At 69.3% G+C, this 22,645-nt stretch carries 19 protein-coding genes and 5 pseudogenes; 10 read left to right on the forward strand and 14 right to left on the reverse strand.

Annotated features, from left to right (window positions below; genetic code table 11):
* Positions 1 to 155 precede the first annotated feature (155 nt).
* Both ACZ7HT_RS35550 and ACZ7HT_RS35555 read right to left on the reverse strand, forming a co-directional pair.
* Entirely contained in the window at positions 156 to 1,013 is an 858-nt protein-coding gene (locus ACZ7HT_RS35550; protein WP_471173663.1) for a hypothetical protein, read from the reverse strand.
* 412 nt (positions 1,014 to 1,425) lie between these two features.
* Positions 1,426 to 2,088, reverse strand: a complete 663-nt coding sequence (locus ACZ7HT_RS35555) for a helix-turn-helix transcriptional regulator (protein ID WP_471173665.1) — start codon at positions 2,086 to 2,088, stop codon at positions 1,426 to 1,428.
* Positions 2,089 to 2,144: 56 nt separating this feature from the next.
* Between ACZ7HT_RS35555 and ACZ7HT_RS35560 the strand changes: the two genes are divergently transcribed.
* Positions 2,145 to 3,023 (forward strand): aldo/keto reductase, encoded by an 879-nt coding sequence (locus ACZ7HT_RS35560; RefSeq protein ID WP_471173667.1) that lies wholly within the window; start codon positions 2,145 to 2,147, stop codon positions 3,021 to 3,023.
* Between the two features lie 100 nt (positions 3,024 to 3,123).
* Here ACZ7HT_RS35560 and ACZ7HT_RS35565 read toward each other — a convergent pair whose 3' ends face one another.
* From ACZ7HT_RS35565 to ACZ7HT_RS35575, 3 genes are read right to left on the reverse strand one after another with little or no spacing between them, the layout of a single operon-like run.
* Entirely contained in the window at positions 3,124 to 4,032 is a 909-nt protein-coding gene (locus ACZ7HT_RS35565) for a haloalkane dehalogenase (RefSeq protein ID WP_471173729.1), read from the reverse strand.
* Positions 4,029 to 4,433 carry a pyridoxamine 5'-phosphate oxidase family protein gene (locus ACZ7HT_RS35570; protein WP_471173669.1) on the reverse strand — a complete coding sequence of 135 codons (405 nt, stop codon included), beginning with the start codon at positions 4,431 to 4,433 and terminating at the stop codon, positions 4,029 to 4,031. Before ACZ7HT_RS35570 ends, ACZ7HT_RS35565 begins: the two co-directional genes overlap by 4 nt.
* A complete protein-coding gene (locus ACZ7HT_RS35575) occupies positions 4,430 to 5,122 on the reverse strand; it encodes an NAD(P)-dependent oxidoreductase (protein ID WP_471173671.1) in 693 nt (230 codons plus the stop codon). The genes ACZ7HT_RS35570 and ACZ7HT_RS35575 overlap by 4 nt, the downstream gene beginning before the upstream one ends.
* A gap of 76 nt (positions 5,123 to 5,198) precedes the next feature.
* On the opposite strand from ACZ7HT_RS35575, the gene ACZ7HT_RS35580 reads away from it, so the two are divergent.
* A complete protein-coding gene (locus tag ACZ7HT_RS35580) occupies positions 5,199 to 5,855 on the forward strand; it encodes a TetR/AcrR family transcriptional regulator (RefSeq protein WP_471173673.1) in 657 nt (218 codons plus the stop codon).
* 336 nt (positions 5,856 to 6,191) lie between these two features.
* Here the strand turns inward: ACZ7HT_RS35580 and ACZ7HT_RS35585 are convergent.
* Positions 6,192 to 6,595, reverse strand: a pseudogene (locus ACZ7HT_RS35585) (transposase family protein); the annotation flags it as partial.
* A 208-nt stretch (positions 6,596 to 6,803) separates the two neighbouring features.
* Between ACZ7HT_RS35585 and ACZ7HT_RS35590 the strand changes: the two are divergent.
* From ACZ7HT_RS35590 to ACZ7HT_RS35600, 3 genes and pseudogenes are all read left to right on the forward strand, one after another.
* Positions 6,804 to 7,400, forward strand: coding sequence for an HD domain-containing protein (locus tag ACZ7HT_RS35590; RefSeq protein WP_471173674.1), 597 nt, complete (start codon positions 6,804 to 6,806; stop codon positions 7,398 to 7,400).
* Between the two features lie 548 nt (positions 7,401 to 7,948).
* Positions 7,949 to 8,221 (forward strand): annotated as a pseudogene (locus ACZ7HT_RS35595) (IS630 family transposase); the annotation flags it as partial.
* A 21-nt stretch (positions 8,222 to 8,242) separates the two neighbouring features.
* On the forward strand, positions 8,243 to 8,680 hold the full coding sequence (locus tag ACZ7HT_RS35600; protein ID WP_471173676.1) for a cytidine deaminase family protein: 438 nt from the start codon (positions 8,243 to 8,245) through the stop codon (positions 8,678 to 8,680).
* A gap of 346 nt (positions 8,681 to 9,026) precedes the next feature.
* Here the strand turns inward: ACZ7HT_RS35600 and ACZ7HT_RS35605 are convergent, their stop codons facing one another.
* The 4 genes from ACZ7HT_RS35605 to ACZ7HT_RS35620 form a co-directional block, all read right to left on the reverse strand.
* Positions 9,027 to 11,519, reverse strand: a complete 2,493-nt coding sequence (locus ACZ7HT_RS35605) for a DUF6185 family protein (RefSeq protein WP_471173678.1) — start codon at positions 11,517 to 11,519, stop codon at positions 9,027 to 9,029.
* 324 nt (positions 11,520 to 11,843) lie between these two features.
* Positions 11,844 to 12,302 (reverse strand): MarR family winged helix-turn-helix transcriptional regulator, encoded by a 459-nt coding sequence (locus tag ACZ7HT_RS35610; protein WP_471173679.1) that lies wholly within the window; start codon positions 12,300 to 12,302, stop codon positions 11,844 to 11,846.
* On the reverse strand, positions 12,295 to 13,050 hold the full coding sequence (locus tag ACZ7HT_RS35615; protein ID WP_471173681.1) for an alpha/beta fold hydrolase: 756 nt from the start codon (positions 13,048 to 13,050) through the stop codon (positions 12,295 to 12,297). Before ACZ7HT_RS35615 ends, ACZ7HT_RS35610 begins: the two co-directional genes overlap by 8 nt.
* Before the next feature lie 1,533 nt (positions 13,051 to 14,583).
* On the reverse strand, positions 14,584 to 14,772 hold the full coding sequence (locus ACZ7HT_RS35620; RefSeq protein WP_471173683.1) for a hypothetical protein: 189 nt from the start codon (positions 14,770 to 14,772) through the stop codon (positions 14,584 to 14,586).
* A 245-nt stretch (positions 14,773 to 15,017) separates the two neighbouring features.
* Here ACZ7HT_RS35620 and ACZ7HT_RS35625 point away from each other — a divergent pair.
* From ACZ7HT_RS35625 to ACZ7HT_RS35635, 3 genes and pseudogenes are all read left to right on the forward strand, one after another.
* A pseudogene (locus ACZ7HT_RS35625) lies at positions 15,018 to 15,915 on the forward strand (helix-turn-helix domain-containing protein).
* 370 nt (positions 15,916 to 16,285) lie between these two features.
* Complete coding sequence (locus ACZ7HT_RS35630) at positions 16,286 to 17,086, forward strand: maleylpyruvate isomerase family mycothiol-dependent enzyme (RefSeq protein ID WP_471173686.1); 801 nt, start codon at positions 16,286 to 16,288, stop codon at positions 17,084 to 17,086.
* A gap of 434 nt (positions 17,087 to 17,520) precedes the next feature.
* Positions 17,521 to 17,778: a transposase gene (locus tag ACZ7HT_RS35635; protein WP_471173732.1), complete on the forward strand. Its 258-nt coding sequence runs from the start codon at positions 17,521 to 17,523 to the stop codon at positions 17,776 to 17,778.
* Here ACZ7HT_RS35635 and ACZ7HT_RS35640 read toward each other — a convergent pair.
* Positions 17,663 to 18,124, reverse strand: a pseudogene (locus ACZ7HT_RS35640) (hypothetical protein); the annotation flags it as partial. The gene ACZ7HT_RS35635 and the pseudogene ACZ7HT_RS35640 overlap by 116 nt on opposite strands.
* 120 nt (positions 18,125 to 18,244) lie before the next feature.
* On the opposite strand from ACZ7HT_RS35640, the gene ACZ7HT_RS35645 reads away from it, so the two are divergent.
* Positions 18,245 to 19,141 carry a polysaccharide deacetylase family protein gene (locus ACZ7HT_RS35645; RefSeq protein ID WP_471173688.1) on the forward strand — a complete coding sequence of 299 codons (897 nt, stop codon included), beginning with the start codon at positions 18,245 to 18,247 and terminating at the stop codon, positions 19,139 to 19,141.
* A 522-nt stretch (positions 19,142 to 19,663) separates the two neighbouring features.
* On the opposite strand, the gene ACZ7HT_RS35650 is transcribed toward ACZ7HT_RS35645, so the two are convergent.
* The gene (locus ACZ7HT_RS35650; RefSeq protein WP_471173689.1) at positions 19,664 to 20,230 is read right to left on the reverse strand and encodes a TetR/AcrR family transcriptional regulator; all 567 of its coding nucleotides are present in this window, start codon (positions 20,228 to 20,230) and stop codon (positions 19,664 to 19,666) included.
* Between the two features lie 151 nt (positions 20,231 to 20,381).
* Here ACZ7HT_RS35650 and ACZ7HT_RS35655 point away from each other — a divergent pair, with 151 nt between their 5' ends.
* The gene (locus ACZ7HT_RS35655; RefSeq protein WP_471173734.1) at positions 20,382 to 21,851 is read left to right on the forward strand and encodes an MFS transporter; all 1,470 of its coding nucleotides are present in this window, start codon (positions 20,382 to 20,384) and stop codon (positions 21,849 to 21,851) included.
* Between the two features lie 106 nt (positions 21,852 to 21,957).
* Here ACZ7HT_RS35655 and ACZ7HT_RS35660 read toward each other — a convergent pair.
* Positions 21,958 to 22,065 (reverse strand): annotated as a pseudogene (locus ACZ7HT_RS35660) (DoxX family protein); the annotation flags it as partial.
* A 76-nt stretch (positions 22,066 to 22,141) separates the two neighbouring features.
* Positions 22,142 to 22,633, reverse strand: a complete 492-nt coding sequence (locus tag ACZ7HT_RS35665) for a cupin domain-containing protein (RefSeq protein ID WP_471173690.1) — start codon at positions 22,631 to 22,633, stop codon at positions 22,142 to 22,144.
* Positions 22,634 to 22,645: the final 12 nt, after the last annotated feature.

Raw genomic sequence — 22,645 nt, forward strand, 5'->3', positions numbered from 1 at the left:
ACCAGGCGCATGCCGAAATGGTCCCACGCAGCCTGAGGTCACCTCGGCCCGGTTCAGCAGCTGACCAACGGCCCAGATGTTAAAGATCAAGCTAGCGGTGGCTGCAGGACGCCACAGGGGTGCCTGCACACCACCCCGAAGCGAGCGGCGGAGGCTTATGGGTCTTGCAGCAGGGTGTGCAGCGGATGAGCGGCTGCGTGCGCGACAGGACGCGACAGGTGCAGGGCCGTGTGGAAGTGGCCGTCGGTCTCCTTGCCGCGGGGGTCGTCGCCGGCCGCGGTCACCGCGGCGATGGCGTAGCGCTGTTCGTCGGCGTCGGTGAAGCGCCTCTGCGGGTACGTGCGGGACGTGTCCTTCTCGGTGGTCAGGCCGAATTCGGCCAGGCCGTCGGAGATGTCCTGGTAGCGAACGGTCCGCAGGACGAGGGCGGCCACCCAGGGTGGCTCCTGCATGCCGTTCAGGAGCGCCCGGAACGTGCGGGCGGACAGGAAGCTCGCGCCGCCGGTCACGGTGATCAGGCGGGTGTCGCGGGTTGCCTGGCGCAGCGCCGGGCTGGGCGGGGCGGTCTCCAGGTTCTCGGCGAACCCGTCGTCGAGCAGGCCGACCGCGCGGGCGTAGGCGATGGCCGGCGCGGAGATGTCGAGGCCGATGACGGGCACGGCGTCGGTGCGGCGACGTGCCGCGTAGAACCCGCGGTCCTCGTTGATCAGCTCGGCGGTCGTCAGCGTGGCGACCTGTGGTGAGGTGTAGTGGTCGTACAGCTCCTGGAGCGTCACGTGGTGGTTGAGCAAGGCCGCGTTGATGCCGTACGAGCAGCAGATGTCCAGCACCGTGGCCCGCGGCACGCCGCCCTGGCCGGCCGGGCGACCGTGGTCCTCGGGAAAGCCGGCGAAAGGCAGAAGGCGGCGGAAGAGACGCTGGGCGTGATGGGGTGCCTGATAGTCCAATGGTCCCAGGGTCGCGAAGTACGAGCGTGGGTCCGGTCGGCTGTAGATGTCGTCGAAGCGGGTCATCTGCGCGGGTGTACCCGATGCGTCAGGGTTCCGAGCCGTGGTCACCAGGGCCTCCTTAGGCGGTGAGGCAGGCATAGCGCATCGCGCCGTCGGCGGGGAAGGGCGCCGCGCCCTGGCCGCTCGGCTTCAGCCACATCGGGTCTGAGGAATCCGGTCGAGGGTCATCCGTGCAGCGTGATCGGTACGTCGAATGACGTCCAGAGCCCGCCGCCAGAGCCCGCCGCCAGAGCTCGGGCCGCTCGGTTGCCGCAGGCAGAGTGGCCAACGAGGCTGCCAGCGATTACGACGCGACCGTGGTACGGAGACGGTGCAAAGCGCCCCCGAGAAGACCGCACCTACCGGCACGTAGTGGCACGTGAGCGGGTCGGTCAGGTGGCACGTGGTGGCACGTGGTGGCACCTGGGCGGGTCGGTCAGGCCTCCGTGTGCCATCCGAGGATCTCGCGGGCTCGCAGCCCGGCCTGGAAGCGGGAGCGGGCGCCCAGGGCGGTCATGAGGGCGGCGACCCGGCGTCGGTAGGTGCGCAGGGAGACTCCGAGCAGGCGGGCGGCCGTCTCGTCGGTGTGGCCGGCCGCCAGGGACCGCAGTACAGGCCGTTCCGTGTCGTCGAGACGGGGGAAGGGAGCATGGCGGTACGTGGCGAGGTCCGTCGCGGTCTCCCAGGCCGTCTCGAACAGAGCGCGCACGCCGGCCACGACGTCCGGATCCTGGACGACGCTGTACGTACGGGGTCCCCCCGAGGCGGACCGCGGGGCCGCCAGCACGGCGAGGCGCCGGTCGACGACGATCGCCTCGTGGGCCGGGGGAGCGGGCGAGATCCGTATCTCCACGCCGGCCTCGACGAGGCGCGTGAGCAACTCCGCTCCACCGGAGTCCCGGAAGACCCCGGGGCCGTACAACTTGCGGACCACGAGCCCCGGCACAGGGTGGCGGCGGGCGTTGCGGGCCGACGCCGACCAGGTTTCCGGTTCGCCGGCGACGCAGAGGAACTCCCGCCGCGCACCGTCGAAGAGGGCGCCCGCGCGCCGTACCAGCTCGGCTTCGCCCAGCAGCGTCACGATGCCTTTCGTCGTCATGGCACCAAGCTGCCAGCCATTGGCCTCCGTTGCGAGCGATCCCGAGGATCGGGGACATGACCACACCCCTTGAGAACCCGGCCGCCACGTTCCTCCTCGGCGGGGACCTCCCCGTCGGCCGCATGGGGTTCGGCGCCATGCGGCCGACGGCCCGAGAGATCGCCGGTCCGGCGAACGATCCGGAGACGTCGGCGGCCGTGCTGAGGCGGGCCGTCGAGCTCGGGGTGAACCACATCGACACCGCCTGGTTCTACTTCCACGGCGGGCTCTCGTCCAACGGCCTGATCCGCCGAGCCCTGCACCCGTACCCCCAAGACCTGGTGCTGGCGGCCAAGGTCGGCCCGGTCCGGCACCCAGACGGGAGCTGGGGTGCACCGGCCGCCCCCCGCGAACTCGTCGCCGGAGTCCACCGCACGCTGCGGGAACTGGGCCGGGACCACCTCGACCTCGTCTACCTGCGCCTGCACGAGGACGACGACGACACCGTGGCCGAGCGTTTCGGCGCGCTCGCCGCCCTGCGGCAGGAAGGCCTGATCCGGCACCTGGGCCTCAGCAACACCACCGTCGGCCCGCTCGCCCGGGCGCAGCGGACCGCTCCGGTGGCAGCCGTGCAGAACATGTACGGCCTCTTCCATCGGCAGAACCCGGACGTCCTCGACGCCTGCACCCGGCAGGGCATCGCGTTCGTGCCCTTCTTCTCCCTGGAAACCCTGGGCCGCCCCGAGCCGACCGAACCCCTCGCCCGGATCGCAGCCCGCCACGGAGCCACCCCGGCCCAGGTCAAACTCGCCTGGACGATGGCCCGGTCACCGGTGGTCCTCCCCATCCCGGGCACCTCGTCGGTAGCCCATGTGGAGGACAACATCGCGGCGTCCGACCTCCGCCTCGACGCGGAATCCCTGTCCGAGCTGGACGCACTGCCGACATTGAGCTGACACGTCGGCACTACGGCGAAGGCCCAGGTCACTGACCTGGGCAGCTTCGTGACTCCGGGGCGAGCGAATACGCGATCGAATACCGCGATCGAGTACGCGGCTACTGGTGTGTCAGTCCGTGTCGGTCGGCCCATGCGCTGATCGCGGCGGCCAGTTCCTCGGGGCGGTCTTCCGGGGAGTGGTGGCCGGCGATGCCGTGGCGGGAGACTTCCAGACCCGCGATGTTCGCCTCGCACCAGGCCACGGCTCCTTGGTCGGTCATCGCTCCCGGGCCCGGCTCGAACGCGGCCAGCAGCTTGGGGACGTCGTGACTGGCGGCCAGCCAGGCGTCGTAGTGCTCGATACGGGTCACGACGTCGGCGGGTTCGGCGTCCAACGGCATCATGCGTGTCCACGCCAGCACCGGTCGGCGGCTCTGCGGGGTCGGGAAGGGGCGGCGGTACGCCTCCAGGTCGGCGGGGTCGAGCGGGGTGGCGAGCGTGTCAGGGAGTCCCTCGATGAACAACGACTTCTCAAGGATCATCTCCTCGCCCACCCCGGGGGTGCGCAGAAGGGTGAACAACTGCCGGCCGGCCGCCGGAAATTCATCGCCTACCAGCGGCTTGATGATGGTCTCGGTGAAGGCGATGCCGCGGACGCTGCCCGGGAGGCGGGCGGCGCGGTCGAAGGCGAGCGCGCCGCCCCAGTCGTGGCCGACGAGAACTGCCTCGGTGAGGCCGAGTGCGTCGAACCAGGCGTCGAGGTAGCGGGCATGGTCGTCGAAGGAGTAGGCGAGGTCGGGCTTGCCGGAGTCGCCCATGCCGATGAGATCGGGAGCGAGAAGGCGACGGCCGGGCGCGGCGACTCCAGGCAGGACGTTGCGCCACAGGTGGGAGGAGGTGGGGTTGCCGTGGAGGAAGACGAACGGCAGCCCGTCGGGATCGCCGCTCTCACGGTAGTGAAGGTGGGAGTCGAGAACAGGAAGGGTGGGCATCGCGGTGTCACTTCGCTTTCTGTGCGCGGAATTCAGAGGTTGAGACTCAGGACGTGGTCGACGGAGATCTCGATGACGACCAGATCCGGCGGTGCGGGAGGGAGAGCGCGATAGCGGTCGGTGTAGCGGCGCACCGCTTCGGCGACGCGCGACTCGCTGTCGCTGACCACGGCCGTGCCTTCGAGGGTGATCCAGCGGAAGCCGTCCGCCTGGCAGAGCGCGCCACGCGCCATGGGGCCGCCCGCGGCGACGTTCCGGGCCTTACGGGCTCCCGCGCGGGTGGTCACGCGGGCCAGGCCCGTGGCAGCGTCGAAGGTGAAGCGGACAGGGGTGACGTGCGGGGTGCCGTCGAGACGGATCGTGGTGAAGGTGGCTGCGTGAGGGGCTCCGAGGAACGCCCGTGCGGCAAGCGGAAGTTCGGCGGTCACTCGACTCACTTCTTCTTCACGCCCTCGTTCCAGATCAGCTTGGCGATGTTCGGCTTCACGTCAGTGGTGATGACACCCATGGCCGTGCGGACGTACCGCTGTTCCTCCAGTTCGCGCAGCATGCTCGCGGCGAGATCCACGCGGGCGGTGAAGACGCCGTCCGCACTGGTCTCAGCAGTGTGGTAATCCGTGACGGCCGGGTGCTCGAAGAGGCCCGAGGGCCGGACGAGGGTCCAGTCGAGGTGCGTCTCCCGGATCACGGACTCCATACGGCGCATGTCCTCATGGAGAGTCCGGCCGAGGCGTCGGTTCACCAGCGGGTCGAGTACGTGGTTGAAGAAGTGCGCGCCGGTCGGCCGCCACGTCGGGTCGGCGATGCTGGAGCTGACGGCGAGCAGGCGCGTGATGCCGTGACGGGCCATGGCCCCGGTGATGGCCGTGGCGCCGGCCGAGTACGTGGTGATGGTCTCCTTGCTGAAGCGTGCCCCCAGCGCGGAGAGAACGGCGTCCGTCCCACTGACCGCGGCGTCGACGGCCGCCGGATCGGTGGCGTCGGCGACAGCCACGGTCAGGCCGGACCGTGCGGGCAGAGAGCCGGGGCGGCGGGTCACGGCGACGACCTCGTGCCCGGCGGCGAGGGCCTGGTCGGTGAGGTGGCTGCCGGTCGGTCCGTTGGCGCCGAAGACTGCGATACGCATGATGTCGGGGCATCCTTTCGTGTGGATCGCGGAACGCCCTTGACTGTGCCGATCACGGAACACAGGCTCAATGCTGATGAATAACGCCGCCCCTGCCCCCGCCCGCACCCGAGGCCGCCCCCGCGGCAACCCGCCGACCCGCGCGTCGATCGTCGAGGCGGCCCGGTCACTGTTCCTGGAACGTGGCTACCGGCGCACCACCTTGCGCGCGGTAGCCGGAGCCGCCGGAGTCGACCCGGCACTGATCGCGTACCACTTCGGCTCGAAGAAAGCCCTGTTCGCGGACGTGATGCAGTTTCAGTGCGCCCGCGCGCTGACAGTGGACGACGTCCTCGCCGGCGACCGGGCCACCCTCCCCGACCGCCTCATCGACACGGTGACGGACTTGTGGGAGGACGCCGACTTCCGTCGGCTCACCGCCGACGAGAACGAGGCGGCCGAGGCCATCCGCGAGTACCTGGAACAGGAGCTGCTGGCCCGGCTCGTTGAATTTCTCGGCGGCCGGGACGCGACCGTCCGAGCCACGGCCGTGGTGACGATCCTCGGCGGCCTCATCTACACCCGCTACCTCAACCCGCTCCCCACTCCCGCCGCCCTCACCCCGTCCGAGGCCCGCCGCATGCTCGCCCCGGCGCTCCGCGCGGCGCTGGCCCCGAGGCCACGCACCGCGGCAACCGTCAGAGCGGACCATCGCGGTTCACCGACCTCGGACGGGGGTCTCGTCCGACTTTGACCCCCGCCGCGGCCGCAAGCCATCGGGCTCCGGCCGTCCGCCCCCATAGCAACCGCGCAGGCCCGCGGCTTGCGCGGTTCAACATTCCTTCAGCATGCCCAAGGCGCGTGACAGGGGGACGGTGCACGAACCTGCCGGCCTCTTCTTTCATCCGTTCGAGGACGGCAACGCCCACGCGGCGATGCTGGCGCCGGCCTTTGTCCTGGCCCGCGAAGGAGCGGTGATCGACCGGGTGCACCCCGTTCCAGACCACTCGCTGGGCCGACGACGCCGAAGGAGCGGCCAATCTGGCTGCGCTGCTCGGCATCGCAAGCCCTCGCGTCTGCGGTGGTGCTGGCGGCACCGGACGGGCCGCCGCTACCAGGAGGTTGCTGTCAGCGTCGATGATGACCCGCACGTTCACGGAGAGCTGCTAGTTGCGTGAGGGCGCGTCGGCCTTCCGGCCACGGACCAGGATGAGGGTGCCGTTCACGATCCACAACCGGTCGGCCAGCGTCGGCCGGACGTGAGGCCGGCCCGCTCGCGAGCAACAGCCGTAACCGCTGGATCCCCCGGCACACCGTCGCCGACGAGCAGCCGAACAGCGGCGCGAGCTGCCGCATGGTGAGGTTCGTGCCGTAGTGGACGGCCGCCACTCGTACTCGGTCCGCCGGCCAGCGGCAAGCACCACGGGCGACCATCACCAGGCCCATTCCCGCCCGTTCCCGCACGACTTTCAGCAACCGCTCGAACTGCGGCATCCGCAGACTCGTGAAAGTCTCGACCCACAACGGCTCAGCCCTCAACACCCAGGCATATTCGAGGCGATGGCCGGACGGGCCGCCAAGCCTCCTCCGCCGGTGTGCAGCGGAGCCGACCATTGCCCCACCCCAGCTGTGGCGCGCGAGCCTGCAAGGCCAGGACAGGGAGAATCGCCTGCGACCGCAGCCGGTTGGCTATGCTGCCGGGATGGATATCCCTTCGGTGGAAGAAATCCGCGCGATGCATCTGAAGCACTCTCCCAACGACGAGGCATTCGATCTCGTATTCACACATTGCGAAATCGTTTGGAAGGTGGCCGAACGCATCATCTCTCTCTCGGATTGGGGCGTGAACGCCGATCTGGTGCGGGCGGGATGCCTGCTCCACGACATCGGGGTGTACCGCCTCTACGACGCCGAGGGGTGCATCGACGGGCGGAACTATGTGCGACACGGGCTGCTGGGGCACGAAATCCTTGAAGCCGAGGGGCTGCCTGAGGAATTGTGCCGGTTCTGCTCGTGTCACACCGGGGTCGGGCTGAGCAAAGAGGACGTGCTCGCCCAAGGGTTGCCGCTACCGCCGGCCGACTATGTTGCCGTCACGCCCGAAGAGCGTCTGGTGATGTACGCAGACAAATTTCACAGCAAGACCACCCCGCCGAAGTTCGTTACGGCGGAAACCTATGCCGCATACGTAGGCCGTTTCGGCCAGGACAAGGTGGAGGCATTCGGAGCGTTGCGCGCCCAGTTCGGCGACCCCGCCCTGGACGCGCTGGCTGCTTCGTACGGACACGCCCTGACCTGACAGGTACATATGAAGTGCCTCAGTCTGCGTGCAGCGGGTCCGTCCGCTCCTCGACAGGCCGGCCGCTCGCGAAACTGTGGGGCGCGCCGAAGGCCTGGGCGCACGCGCGGGGGTGCTCCGACGGGCAGGGGGAGTGGGTGCGGACGTCGGCCCCGCAGCCTTGGCCGAACGGCAGGCCTCCTGCCGCGGCGCTGTGGGTCCTCGGCGAGCGCCTCACCGAAGCCCGCACCTACATCTCCTGGCCATCTCCCTGCCGCGCTGTTGGCCCACCACTCACGGCATCGGAGCCCGGAACACGCCTGGGCAGGGGCAGAGAGCCTGGCGGCTCGGGAGCCGGGCCTGACGGCGGGGAGTGACGCAGCCGCTCAGGCCGGCTGGGTGAGTGTGCGGACGGTGTGGGCTGGAGACTTCGCGGAGCGAGGGCCGTGTGGAACGCGGGCTGCGGGCACGGCCTCAGCCGTCCCACCAATTCTGGAAGGCGCTGGTGCAAGCGGGCGGGAACCTGTCGGCGCTGCATCGGCACCAGAAGGCGGCCGACACCGCTCTGCTCACCACCGCTGGCCACGAAGAAGTGCCGCCGGGTGGGCACTTGGACAACAGCCAAAAGCGTCGAGGTCGCCCACACCTTACCGACTCCTCCCGGCTGAACCGCATCGAGGCCCGGTTCACCGCCCTGCGCTCCTTCACCCCGGGACGGCACCGACCACGCCGACCACAAAGAGCAGGGCAGCAGCATGATCCGCCGCTCCATCATCTGGCGGAACAGGCGCCCAGTCGATTTTCGCTTGCGCACCATCGCCAGACGGGTCACCGTCGCCTGACACCTCACGAAGGCAGAGAAGATGACCATGCAGACCCCGCACGTAGACCACGAACTGATCGAGGCCGCGGCCCACGTCGCACGCACTCGCTGCCGGGGTGACAACCACACGATGGCGGCCGCGGCCCGTGCCCAGGACGGCCGGATCGTCACCGCAGTGAACGCCTACCACTTCACCGGCGGCCCCTGCGCAGAGCTGGTTCTCCTCGGCACGGCAGCCGCCCAGGGCGCCTACGAGCTGGAGACGATCGTCGCCGTGGGCGACCGTGACCGAGGGGTCGTTCCCCCGTGCGGACGGTGCCGCCAGGTCCTTCTCGACTACTTCCCGGCCCTGCAAGTCATCGTCGGGGCAGGCGAGCGGCTCCGGACCGTCTCCATCATCGATCTGCTTCCCGAAAGCTACATCTGGGCCGACCACCAGCTCGACGCTGAGGAAACCGATCCACTCAGCACGAGCTGACACCGCCAGACAAGAACAGGGCGAACGTTGCCTGATGCGGCACCGGGACGAACGCTTGAGGGTGGTTTGGCCGGCACCCTCTGCTCCCCGCGCGCGTGGGGATGGCCTCGTGCCTTTCGACCTGTTGGGCGTCGCCAAGTACTCCTCCTCCGTGCCCGATGGGACCGCCCCTTCGGCCCGGGGGCCAGGCGGTTCTCGACTGGGTGATGCGGAAGTGCTCCTCGGCAGGGCGCGGGAGCGTGCGGGTCTGGCGGTAGGTCGATCCGACGCCGATCGGTCCTGGGGAGGCCTGCTCGGTGTGGTCGAGGGCGTAGTTCCAGCGGGGGAGGTTCTCGGGCCGCGCGAGCTAGGGTGTGGGTGACGTCGGGGTCACTTCCGAGAGGGTCTTCCAGAGCGTGGCGAGCGCGAGGAGCTGTGCCACGAAGAAAGCCACCGAGGCGAAGCGCATCTGGTAGATGTACGCGACCATGCCGGCATTGGTTGCCCAGTAGCGGCGCTCGTTCTGGAAGGTCTGCAGGTCCATCACCAGACCGGTGCACGTCATGACCGAACCGAATGCCGCGATCTCGCCGATCAAGTGGGGCACGCTCTCTCCGAGGGCCTGGGCGACGAGGAAGTCGGCTGCTTCCGGGATGGCGAACGCGAGCGTGACGAAGAGCGCCTTCGTAGGCCCGTGACGGCCCGGCAGATCACGCCACAGCGCCCCGAGGAAGAATCCCGCGACGATCCACGCGATCTGCCAGAAGAGGACGGTGACCGTGATCCAGAGGAATCCCGCCGAATCCTCCGCGTTCACCGTCCAGGAGTCACCCTTCACCGCATAGGTCCAGTACAGCAGGCCGGTCGCGGGCAACCCGACGAGAGAAGCGATGACGGCCCCACGGCGGGCATTGCCCCACCACGTGCTCATCGGGCCACAGGCGAACGGCAGATCGACGGGCCTGACTCCGGCCGGCAACGACTGGTCCAATCTGTCGATCTCGGCCTCGAGCGACTCCCGCTCGGCACGCTCCGCCGCGTTCGCCGTGCCGAGGTGACTCAGGCGCGCCTGGAGCTCCCGGAACCGGCGCGCCAGACGCAGCACGTCGGCCCGCTCGGTCTGCGAGATCGTCATGCCGAGCGGCGCCTTGTCGGTGAACGGTCGCTCCAGTACGGAGACGGAAGAGCCCAGGGCCAGTACCCCCCACGCCGTGCACATGCACAGCAGCAGGGTGAAGGCGTAGGCGGAGAGGCCGTAGTGGTTCCCTCCTGGCGCGAGGGTGATGGCGAAGAGGACCACGAGGAGGAACTGCTCCGCCGGCGCGGGCGTGAACGCCGACTTCTCGTACTGTTCGACCCGGCAGACCCGCAAGACCCCCAACACTGCCAGCGGCGCCAAGATCCCCACGATCACCAGTAGAGGCAAGAGAACACTGTCCGGGAAACCCCACCACCATGCGTCGAACGTCTCGTTCCAAAGGGTCTGGAACTCTGGTCGACCGGGGTCGGCGAGCCAGCTGATCCGGTCCCAGTAGCGTTCGAAGGCGAGATAGCTCCACAGGACGGTGACCATGGCCGCCGTGATGGCGGCGGGGACCATCAAGCGCGGCGGGATCCGTGTTTCCCGGATCAGTAGGATCCGTTGCCCTGCGGCGATCATCCCCAGCCAGCACACTGACATCAGCGCACAGCAGGCGAGGGCTGCCACGGTCCAGCCCGGCGTGGACAGCTCATGGTCGGCTGTGGGAAGCAAGGTGAAATCGAATACCTCCGACACCACGTACCAGCCGAGGATCACCGCGAGGAGTACGCTCACGCTCACCCGCAGGGGCTTGGACCAGCTGCCGAGGAGACACAGCGCAAGCCCGAGGAATGCCAGGCTGAACACCGACAGCGTCGACGAGTAATCGAACTCCCAGGCCATCAGTCGGGCGAGAAGCCGGTACAGGTTGTCGCCGAGGTACACGAGCAGGCCGAGGAAGATCAGGAGGATCGACCACCACCGAAGGAAGCGCAGTGCTCTCGTCTCCTCCGGCATCGTCTTGCCGGCCAGACTGCGCTTCAGTCGCCGAGCCGCGACCAGCAGCAACGCGCCCGAGGCGACGTACCAGAACGCTCCCGAGGCGCTGAGAGCGCCCCACGTCTCCCAGGCCCCCCACGGGGCTTCCAGCGAGGTGGTGATGAAGTTCCATTGCTGTACCGCCGGTGGGCGGAACGTGACCTCGGGATCCTGGCCGGGCTGTTTGTGCCGCCAGCTCAGGTTCGTTCCGCCTTCGCCGAAGGCAGGCGGAGGCGTGGCCGTCAGGGCGCCCTGTCCGCCCAGGTTGACCTGCACGCTTTCCCAGTTCGCGCTCTTCAGGGCAGGCGAAGGCGTCAACGTGATGCGCCAGTCGTCCTTCGTCACCGCCAGCTCCCACGGGCCGACGGCGGAGAAGGCGCTCTGGACCCAGGCGCTTGCCTCGTAGTGGATCTTGACCCACTGGCCGTCGGCCTTCACGGCCACCGGCTTGAACCGCCACTCGCCATCACGGAAGTCGTCCTGCCCCAGCGCGGGTTTGCTCACCAGGCACGCCAGCGCCGAGCGGTAGACCGGAGAGTGGGCGTCCAGGAGCAGTTCGGAGGCATGAGCCCAACCGGCGGGCACGCTGACATCCATGGTGCTCGTGAGCATGCTGTAGTCGTTGCCGCGGTGCTCGAACTCCGCCAGCGCCGTCACCTTGGCCTTCTTGAGTTGGTCGGCTCGGCAACTGGGCGAGTCGCGTTCGGCGGCGTCGGCCCTACCCAGGGTGGGGAGGACGAGGCAGAGGAGTAGCAACAGCACGAGCAGAGGGCGCTGGGCGGAACAGCCGTGACGGATCACCTGCCCATGATCGTCCCCGCGCCACGCGCACGATGTCGCGCGCTGCACCGACGCGCAGACAGGTCCACCCCAGCAGCCGACACGGTGGGCCGTGCCCGTCGGCTGTCGGGGGTGGATCTTCGTGAGAGGCCGGCGCGGGCCGCCCGAGCGCACGGTGCTCCGGCACGCTGGGCGGTGGCGGCGTCGCGGGCCCGGCCGTGATCCGCCGGACGGGCTCTAGGCGAAGACCTCGCTGACGGGCGCAGGGATGGTCAGGGCGTTGTCGACCTGCATGGTCGCTCCTTCGCTGGGCACCTGGTCGGCAGGATCCGTGCGGTCGTGGAGTCAGTCGAGATCGAGGCGTTTGTTGAGGGCCTCGCCCGAGGGCAGGGTGTCGATGAAGTTGTGCAGGAACGCGAGCATCACGTCGGTGTCCAGGCCCTCGCAGGCGGCGTCCATCGAGGCGTAAAGGAACTCTTCGATGCCGGTTACTTCGGTGGCGAGGCGTTCGCCTTCGGGGGTGAGGCTGAGGTGGATGTAGCGGCGGTCGTGGGCGTCGGTGCGGCGCTCGACCAGTCCGGCGGCGACGACGCGGTCGACCAGCCGGCTGGGGTTGGTGCCGCTCTCGCACACCAGGAGCTGTCCTAGCCCGCTCAGGCTCAAGGTGCCGTGCTGCTGGAGCAGGCGCAGGACCTCGGCCTGCGACGGGGTGATGCCGTGGGGTTTGAGGGCCTGGATCAGCAGCCGGTTGCCCTCGCGCTGGGCCGCCAGGATCGCGAACCGCAGGTGCTCCGCCTTACGCACCAACGCCCGCCCGGGTGGCCGGAACGGTGGTGAGGAAGTCCTCGACCGCGGCGGCGTAGGCGACCGGGTGGGAGAAGCGGAACATGTGGCCGGTGCGCGGCAGCACGACCTCCCGTGCGTCGGGGATGCCCGCGAGCATGACCTTGGAGGCGTCCTCGCCGATCAGCACGTCGTGCGACGGGGTCAGGATCAGGGTCGGGACCTGGACCTGGCCGAGCACGTCGACGTAGTCGGCGGTCATAGCGGCCCGCGCGCGGGCGCCGAAGGAGACGGCAGGGGTGTTTTCTAGGAACAGTTCGCGGCTGCGCGCCTCGCTCCAGGGCACCTGTCCTTCGCCGTCGAACGGGGAGGCGAGGCGGTGGGTGTGGGCCCGCAGCGTCAGCTGCCGGTAGAACGGGCCGCGGGCCTTGCCGATCGCCCGCATCAGGGCCTTCCACGGCTTCGAGGTGACCGGGTTGGCCGCGAATCCGCCGGACACGACCAGGGCGCGCAGCCCTTTCGGGCGGCGGGTGGCGACCGCGAGTGCGATGTTCGCGCCGAACGAGTCGCCGACCAGCACCCAGTCGTCCAGGTCCCCGACCACCTCCTGCACGTAGTCGGCGTAACGGTCCATGTCATCGACGCCCTCGGGCAGGCGCAGGGTCCGCGTGGGCACGTCGCCGTAGGGGGCGAGCTGATCGGCGCTCCACGGAGCGCCGGAGAAGCAGGGGATGAAGATCAGGGTCGGAATCTTCTCTGAAGTGTTCATATCGGACATATTACACGACATGCGTGTCGTGACACATGTTACCTGGGTCACGTTTTGGAATCTGCCTTGTGCCCGGTCGGCCTCCCGGCGCGGTGTCGCGAGTCGCAGGGGACAGGACTCCCGGGCCAGGACGTGGGGTGTCTTGCAGCAGCTTCACTCCTCTTCGACTGTGTGCGGATCGCCCAGCGGACGTGTGCTGGGGGCCGGGGTGCGACGGGTCGACGTGGGCCTGTTCCCCACCCGAGGGGGGTCGGCGTACACGTCGGTCGAAGTGCCCGGGCGGGTACACGCGAACGTGCTCGCCGCTACATGCGCCACTGGCATAGCCGGCCGGATCGGGGGCGGCGCGCGCGGGGACGTCCGTCTCGGCGGCCGGTTCGCCGGACAGCGCGAGGGCGTGTTGGCGGGCGCATTCGGCTCCCTCCGACAGGACCAGCTCCTGGTGGCGGACGACTCGTTCGCAGCCGTCTACACGACGGAGGCAGAGCATGAAGGCAGCGGTGCTCGATTGGGCGGCGGACCAGATGCGGCGCGTCACCTTCACGCGTGGTCTGGACCCTGCCGAGGTGTTCACCCGCTACGGCGCTGACCCGGCCTGCGCCCGGTTACTCGATGCGGACGCCGCATTTGACCTGCTCACGGGCCAGTTGGCCGCTGGAGCGGTCTCGCTCCTACGCTCCGGAAGGCTCGGCGACTGGACGTTCTGTGCCGAGGAGGACGGCGTCATCGGCTCCTGGCCCGACCCCTCGCGGTGCTGTCCCCCCGTACCGAGGCCTACAGCGTCCTGTCCACCGAGGGCCTGGCCGTCTTCCAGTACTGGCGCGACGGCGAGTGTCTGGAGAACTTCGAACCCGGTCTGGCGCACCGCCGACCCGGATATCCCAGCCCCTGGTGGGACAGGGTCCAGGATTCCTTGACCGAGTACGGCGACGTCACAACAGCCCCCGTGGTCGCTCTCGTCCTCGACCATCTCGGGCTCACCTTGGACGACGCTGCTCTGTCCGCCCCCCTGGCCCTCGCCGAAGACGACGCACCGACCGCACCGCTCGGCGACTCGTACACGGAGAGGGACCGGTTCCGCCGGACGCCATCGAAATCCGGTACGCCACCTCTCCGGGAGCCCGGCGAGGGGTACTCGGCGAACGCGCCTTCGCGCGCGTGGACGCAGGGATGTTGCTTGAGGGGGGAACCGACGGGGGGAGGAGTTCGACTCACCGTGCGCAGCCCCGCTTGCCTGCTCTCCGCGCCGGTGGGGATGGTCCCCGCGTCTTCACCCGTGACGCGCCGCGGACCTCCTGCTCGATCCTGTGGGGGGCTCGCCATGCTTGAGGTGGTGGCGTGGCTATTGTGGGTTCTCGCTTTTTGGTGTCATGTGCCGATGCTGCGACCTGGACGTCCCTTTGCAGTCTCACGAATGTTGGCCGGCAGCTGTGTCAGAAGCCGATGCGGTACCGATCTCGACGCGTGGCAGGCGAATGAAGGTCTCTTTGGGGCGTTCGGCTGACCCGGTACGGGACGTGCCAGGCCGACGGATCAGCGTGAGGTTCGCCCGGAACGGAGCTCGCCGACGTCGACCGTCGTCAGCGCCACGCTCAGCGGCACGCCGGTGTCGGCCGCGGCGGCCAGCCGCTCGCGTACCTCGCGCGGTGTTCGAGGCCGCCAGCCGGGCCCCTCACGGCAGCCGGAGTGGAACGTGACCCCCGCATTCAGCAGGGCGGTCAAAGTCCGCCATCCAGCGGAGTCGCTCCGCTTCGGCACAGCGAGATCCGGGCCGGCGTCGATCAACGCTCCACCGCAGCGCGGGCATCGGCTAGCCGACGTGCCGCGCTTCTTGAACGAAGAGCGGCAGGGCAAGCACACGTAATGCCGGTTCGGAGTCCCCCCTCGGAAGCACATCGCACCAGTATGGTCATGCAACTTCGCCCATCTCAACAATTCTGAGAGGCGGTTCGACTGTTGTCGTTCCGATCACAGACCCTCAGCAGCCGCGCGAGGACCTCGACCCCCGTGCGGAACTGAGCGAGTTCCTGCGTACCCGCCGTGATCGCCTCAAGCCGGCCGACGTCGGCCTCACCGACTACAGCCGACGGCGCCGCGTCCCGGGCCTGCGCCGCGAGGAACTTGCACAGCTCGCCGGAGTGAGCGCGGCGTACTACACACGATTCGAACAAGGCAACGCCCGCAATGCCTCCCGCGAAGGGCTGGACGCGATCTCCCGCTCACTCAAGCTCTCCGACGCCGAGCACACCCACCTCCTGCGACTGGCCCAGCCGAAGCGACACTCCGAAAAGCACGTGGAACCTGCACGCCAGCAGGTCAGACCCGAAGTACGAGAACTCCTGACGGCCATGGAAGGCGTACCGGCCTACGTGTGGGGCCGCCGATCCGATGTGCTGGCGTGGAACCAGACCGCCTCCGCCGTCTTCGGCGACTGGGCAGCCAGAGCTCCGCAGGACCGGAACTGGGCCAGAGTCACCTTCCTCGCCCCCGCGTCCCGCAAGCTCTTCACCGACTGGGACACCAAAGCCCACGACGTGGTGGGACAACTGAGGCTGTGGGCGGGGCTCCACCCCGATGACGCACTTCTCGCGTCACTGATCGGCGAACTGTCGGTGAAGAGCGAGGACTTCCGCAAGCTGTGGGCCGCACATGACGTCAAGAAGAAGACCCACGGCATCATGCGCCTGACCCACCCGCTCGTGGGAGATCTCACCCTGCGGTACGAGACGCTCGCACTTCCCGGCGACCAGGACCAGTCCCTGAGCACCTACCACGGCCGAACCCGGATCACCGTCCGAGCAGGCGCTGTGTCTGCTCGCCAGCTGGGGAGCAGACGCAGCCCAGGAACGGTCCGCCGACAGGTGAACGCTCCAAAGATGGCGTGAGTGGCTGTTGCAGTTCCGAACTTGAGGAGTGCTGGTCGAACGGGAGTCACTTGAATTCCCGACCCGACCGGTCCTCACCCGCCGTCGTGACCTCCGCGTCCATCACATCGAGCGGCAGCACGACCGCTCGAACCAGGTGGACGTCACGTCGCCGAGGTACCTGGCCGCGCGGCGAGGCCAGAGCGCCCACAGGCACGGCGCCTGGCGCACCGCCACCACCAGCGTCCTCGCAGCAGCAGTGCGCAGCTTGTCACCGGAGCGGTGGGAGGCGAGGACGTCCGCAATGGCGAACCGGCGGCGGCTGTGAAAATCGCTGTCCGATCATCGGAGCACGGTGATAGACATCCGGCGTGGAAAAGAATCTTGACTTCCCCGACCTGTTGCGACTGATCGATGAACGGTCGACCGCCTTCCGTGCCGTGGTCGCCGCCGCGCCCGGTCTCGACGCACAGGTGCCGACCTGCCCTGGGTGGACGCTGTTCGATCTGGTGAAGCACCTGGGCGGGGGAGACCGCTTCTGGGCCGCCATCGTCGGTGCGGGGTTCGCCGACGCGCCCCCGGCCGAGGCCGTCGCCGCGCGCGCCGCGCTGGAAGTGCCTCGGGAGCGTGAGGCCCTGCTGGCCTGGCTGGACGCGTCGACGCAGCTTCTGCTGGGCGCCCTGCGCGCGGCGGGACCGGAGAGCGGTTGCTGGACGTGGTGGCCCGCGTCGCAGTCACCGCAGACCGCCGGCGGCACCGCCCGGCACCGGGTCCAGGAGACCGCGGTGCACACCTACGACGCCCAGCTCGCCGGGGGCGCCCCGCAGCCGCTGCCGGTCGAGCTGGCACTCGACGGTGTGGAGGAGTTCCTGTTCACCGTCTGCGCAACGCCGAGTGCCTGGCCGCACAAGCCGACGGCCTTCGACTTCCACGCCGCAGAGGGCCCCTCCTGGCGCCTCACCGTCGACGGCGACGGCGCACGCACCACCCGCATCCCCGCGCCCGCCGCCGCGACCGGCGAGGACTCGGACGCAGCCGGCGCCTCCGTCCACGGCACGGCCAGTGAGCTGGTCCTCTACCTGTACGACCGGATCCAGGCCGACTCCTTGCACGTTGACGGAGACGCAGGGCTTCTCGACCTGCTCCGCGCCTGGGAGCCGGAGGAGAAGTAGGACGTAGCGTGGGCGGTTGGCCGCGCCTCGAGCCGGTAAGACACGACTCTTCGCCAGGCTCGTCAGTCGCGGCACCGGGCTCAAACCCGCGAGGCGGCCTCGGGGCGTCACCAAGCCGACCGTCTGCCTGGAGGGCAGTGCGAATGTGCCCGTCCCAGCGATCACGAGAAGCGACGCGACTGCCGTCGTCCCGATCTCGTCGAGAGGTCAGTCGATCGGGTGACTGCGGCGGCTGCCGTGCATGAGAGCAGGGCCTCTTGGTAGCCCGAAGGGTGTCGAAGCCAATGTGCGCTCCAGGAGGCCCTGTTGTCGCACTTCCACGGCAACCGCGGGAGTGGGGTCCACTTCGGCCACTCTCGCCCGTGACTGTCTGGCTCACAGGTTCGGGAACGCCAGAGGACCACGGGGTGCGCGAGCGTCGGTATCCCACCGACATGTCGGACGCCGAGTGGGCGGTGGTCCGGCCACTGCTGCCGGTGCCGGGCCGGCTTCGGGGCCGGGGCGGGCAACCGGAGGCTCATTGCCACCGCGCGATGCTGGACGCGATCCGCTACCTGTCGACAAGGGCACGAAGTGCCGCTTGGTCTTCGATCGCAGTGCCTCCACCTTTCCCGGTACGGGGTCCAGGCCGAAGCAGGCGGCCATCTCCCGGCACGTCAACGCTCCTTGACCGAGTCGGTTACGGTCGCTGAGGGCGGCCTGCAGGATGCGCTGGTAGTCCACCGACAGCGCCGACCAGGCCAGCCCCGCGCGCCATACCGGCACCACTGTTTTCGGCTTCGCCGCCTCCGCGGGTTCGGGCCGCGCCGGTTGCACACCGGGAGCCGGCAGACCCTCGGAGGCGGCGGGGCCGACGACGGCGTCGTTGCCCGGGGCCAGTACCTCGCCAACGCGTGAGCGGGCGACGACCCATTCGTTCCACTCCTGCTCAGCCACGACCAGCTCCGCCTGGAGGCGGTCGGCCTCCTCCCGCAGATCGTCGACACGACGGCGAGCGGTGAGCTCACGCTGTTCCGGCAGTCCCACGACCGACGGCATCCTCGACCTCCACCAAAGCAACGACACGTCACCACTGCCACGAGACCGCCGACCCTATGCCTGACCAGCGAGAACGCAGTCCTCAAGCCCGGTAAGACAAAAACCCCTCAGACTGCGGGCATGGATGAAAACACCGGGCCCACGACCGTCACGCCGGTAGAGCAGTCGAGTGAGTTACTGGGACATCCGCCCGATGCCCGACTGCTGATCGTCAACTGCGATGACTTCGGGATGTATCCAGCGATCAACGCCGCGGTGATCGAGTCGGTCGAAGAGGGCATCGCCGGCTCGTGCAGCCTGATGGTCCTGCCTCCCGCGGCGAAGCAGGCCATGGATCTACTCATCCGACGGCCGCAGGTCCCGTTCGGGATCCACCTCACTCTGGTGTCCGACTTCCCCAGCCTGCCATGGGAACCGATATCCGCCCGGGAAAGAGTTCCCTCACTGCTCGACCCCGTGGGCGCGTTGTTTCCACCGACACCCGCCGGACGGACGGCCCTGCTCGACCAGGCTCGGCCCGACGAGGTCGAACTCGAGTTCCGCGCCCAGATCAATGTCGTCGCCGATGCCGGGCTCATGCCGACCCACCTGGACTTCCACTGCCTGGCCGACGGCGGTCGCGACGACATCCTCGATCTGACAGTCGCGCTGGCCGCTGAGTACGGCCTCGCGGTCCGGGTCTGGCTCGAACCCGCGCGCCGGGCGATGCGTCAACGCGGGCTGCCGGTCACCGACAACGACTTCCTGGACAGCTTCTCCCTCGACATCGAGGGAAAGGCGGCCCGATTCGCTCAGCTGCTGCGCGACCTGCCCGCCGGGCTCAACGAATGGGCGGTGCATCCCAGCCTGGGCGATGAGGCGTCGCGGGCTGTCGACGGCGGCTGGCTCGTGCGCCGGACGGACTACGAGTTCCTGACCTCGCCGCAGGCCCGTGAGGTCCTCCAACAGGAGGACGTACGCGTGATCGACTACCGGACGATCCAGCACGTCTGGTCCCAGAGCACCGACTTGAGATGAGTGATCCGGCCCGCTGCCCTCTGGGCGGCTGGCCGTCGAGAGGGAAGGCGTAGCCGTCAGCCCGCCTTGTCGGGTTCCTCGGCTCGTGTCCGCGCCGCCGGCACCCCTGGGACCCGTGGGGACGCCGCACACGAGCTGGGGAGGCCGTGCACGACGATCCCGCCGCACACGGCCTCGGTGCCGACTCGTCCCGGGACACCGGATCACGCGCCGGGCTGGTCCGGCATGTCAGTCAGCCGAGTGGGAACAGGCCAGTGGCGGTGGGGCGCTGACGGTCGGGGACTGCGGAGGCTGCGGCCATGGAACGGGTGAAGACGGCCAGGCCGATTGCGGCGAAGAGAGCCGCACCTGGACGTCGACTTCACCCCGATCCGCGGCGACGGCCCGCCGGCCGACGGATTCGGCCAGGCCGCGTGAGCCGGCCAAGGGCCGGATGCCTGAGCCGGCCGGGCGCGTGCCGGCGAGCACCTCACGGAGCCCTGGCACCGCGTCCGAGTCGTGATCCCGGGGACCGGGTCGAGGTCACAGCAACCGGTCGACCAGCCCGTCGATGTAGTCCGGGGTGAGCGGGCCCATGCCGAACAGGACGCGGATGTACATCGGGGCCAGGACGTGGTCCAGCACGCCGAGCGCGTCGGGTGCGTGCTCGCCGCGTTCGCGGGCGCGATCGAGCATGGACTGCAGTTGCCGCATGCGTTCGTCGCGGAGGTCGTCACCAGCCCGCAGGCCCTGCGAGCCGCTGCCCGACAGGGCGACGGCCAGACGCACCACCGCCAGACCGTCGGGTCCGGTGATCTCGCGGGCCACGTTGGCCGCGTACGTGCGCAGGTCACCGGCCAGGCTCCCGGTGTCGGGCATCGGCGACTGCGCGTTGAGGCGGGCGAGCGCCACCTCGGTGAGCAGGGTTTCCAGGCTGCCCCACCGGCGGTAGATGCTGCTGTCGGCCACGCCCGCGCGGGCTGCGACCTCGCGGACGGTGAAGTTGCCGTAGCCGCGCTCGCTGATCAGGTCGGTGACGGCCTGGTGCACCTCCGCGCCGACGCGGGCGCTGCGCCCGCCGGGCCGCCGGGCTGGCTGTCGCTCGTTCATGCCCCCACATTAACGCAGTCATGACTTGCGTTTATGGAGCGACCCTCTCTAGAGTCACCTAACGCAGTCGCTGACTGCGTTAGAGCGCTCGGGCGTATCGCCACCCGCGTCGACCGTGGCCGGGCGCAACCAACGATTGAGAGGAATCCCCATCGCTGCATCGCATGCGGCCGTAGGCGGTCGATCGAACCGGGCCGTGCTGCTCACGGTGACCTGCCTTGGCCAGTTCATGGTCCTGCTCGACAACACGATTGTTGGAGCGGCGCTGCCCGATATGCAGCACCGGCTGCACACTCAGCTGACCGGTCTGCAATGGATCGTCGACGCGTACGTACTGCTGGTCGCCATGCTGCTGCTGTCCGGCGGCATCTTCGCCGACCGGTTCGGCCGCAAACGGGTGTACCTGACCGGTGTGGTGGTGTTCACCGCCGCGTCGGTCCTGTGCAGCCTCGCGCCCTCGGTCGGCTGGCTGGTCGCCGGCCGGGTGCTGCAGGGCATCGGGGCCGCGGCGCTGAGTCCCGCCTCGCTGGCCCTGCTCGCCACCGCCTATCCCGTGCCGCAGGAACGAATCAAGGCGATCGGGCTGTGGGCCGGACTCAGCGGAATCGGCCTGGCCGCCGGCCCCGTGGCCGGCGGCGTGCTGACAGACGCCTTCGGCTGGCCCGCCATCTTCCTGGTCAATCTGCCCATCGGCGTGATCCTGCTGCTGGTCGGCCTGCGTCACCTTGGCGAGTCCCGCAATCCGAACGCCCCCGCGATCGACATCCCGGGGACGGTGCTGTCCGTTCTGGCGGTGGGGGCACTGACGTACGGGCTGATCGAGGGCGGTGCCCGCGGCTGGATCTCACCCGTCATCCTGGGCAGCTTCACCGCCGCGGCGATGCTCCTCGCCGCCTTCGTCGCCGTCGAGGCGCGTCGTCCCGCCCCGATGCTGCCGCTGCGGCTGTTCCGGCAGCGGCTGTTCACCGTGTCCAACGCCGCCATGACCGTGGTGGGGTTCGCACTCATGGGCTCGTCGTTCTTCTTCTCCCAGTTCTTCGTGTACGTCCAGGGCAGCTCGATCCTGCGCGCCGGCCTGCAGACCCTCCCCGCCTCCCTCGCCATGGTGATCGTCAGCCCGTACGCGGGCCGGCTCGCCGCCCGGTTCGGCTTCCGAATCGTGGTCACCACCGGCCTGGCCCTGGCCGGCCTGGGCCTCCTTGCGCTCGGCATGGTGCACGCCGACACCGGCTACGGGAACGTGTGGTGGCGGCTGGGAGTCGTCGGCATCGGCTTTGCGCTGACCATGTCCCCACTGACGGGCGCCGCCATCCAAGCGGTCAGCCCGCAGGAGGGCGGCCTCGCCTCGGGCATCAGCAGCACCACCCGGCAGATCGGCGCCGTGCTCGGCGTGGCGGTACTCGGAGCCATCGTCCGCACCCGGCAATCCGACGGCGCCTCCTTCGAGACCGGCCTCAACAGCGCCTTCGTCGCCGCTGGCGCCATCACCGTGGCCACCGCCGTGTTCACCGGCCTGTGGCTGGCGAGGTCCAAGCCCACGGAAGGCCCGGCGCTGCCGCACCCTTCCACCGACCCAGATGCGCTCACCGCCACGAACGAGGTGCCCGCGAACAGCCGTTGACGGCGACACCGACCAGGGTCGGGAGGCGCGCCCCGCGGGATGACTCCCCGGCAGGACGCCTCCCGGCCAACAGGATCAGGCTCTGCACGGGCGCGCTCACGGTCTCCCGCAGGAGTACGAAGCCGATGGCTGCGGCCGACGCTGGCCAAGGCGCCGTGCCGGTCAGCGGCGGCAGGATCAGACCGGTCGCGCCGAGTACGTCGACCGCCCCCAAGCGCCCCGAGGGCGGGCAGGGGCATGCGGCCGAGAGGTCGAAAGGAGCGCGGCCGGGCCGTTCCGCAGAGTCCTCCTCAGGCGAGGTCGGTGGCGGGCTGGGTCGCGTAGCGGCTCATCGCGTCGATGTTGGCCTGTGGCGTAAGAGGCCGGCCGCCGGCGAGTGCCTCCTGGAGGTCTCGGAAGTACTGCACATACAGGTCGGGGGTGAAGGTGCTGAGCATGACGGCGGGTTGGTCGGCGGGGTTGGCGAAGGTGTGCGGAGTGCCGGGTGGGACCATGACGAGCGTGCCTGCGGCGTCGTAGTCCTCGTCCCCGACGGTGAAGCGCACGGTGCCGGAGAGGACGTAGAAGCCCTCGTCGTGTTGGCCATGGCGGTGCTGTGGCGGCCCCTGCGTGCGCGGGGCGAGGACGGACTCGGCGATCGCGAGGCGGTGCCCGGTGCGGCTGCCGTCCTCCAGAACGCGCATGCGCGTGGTGCCCAGAACGATCGTCTCGCCGTCTTCGGGACCCACCACCGATAGAGCGGGGTCGGTCTGCGGATCGATGCTCTTCGCTTCTTCGGTCATGTTCACGAGTGC

The sequence above is a fragment of the Streptomyces sp. NPDC037410 genome (assembly GCF_055602235.1).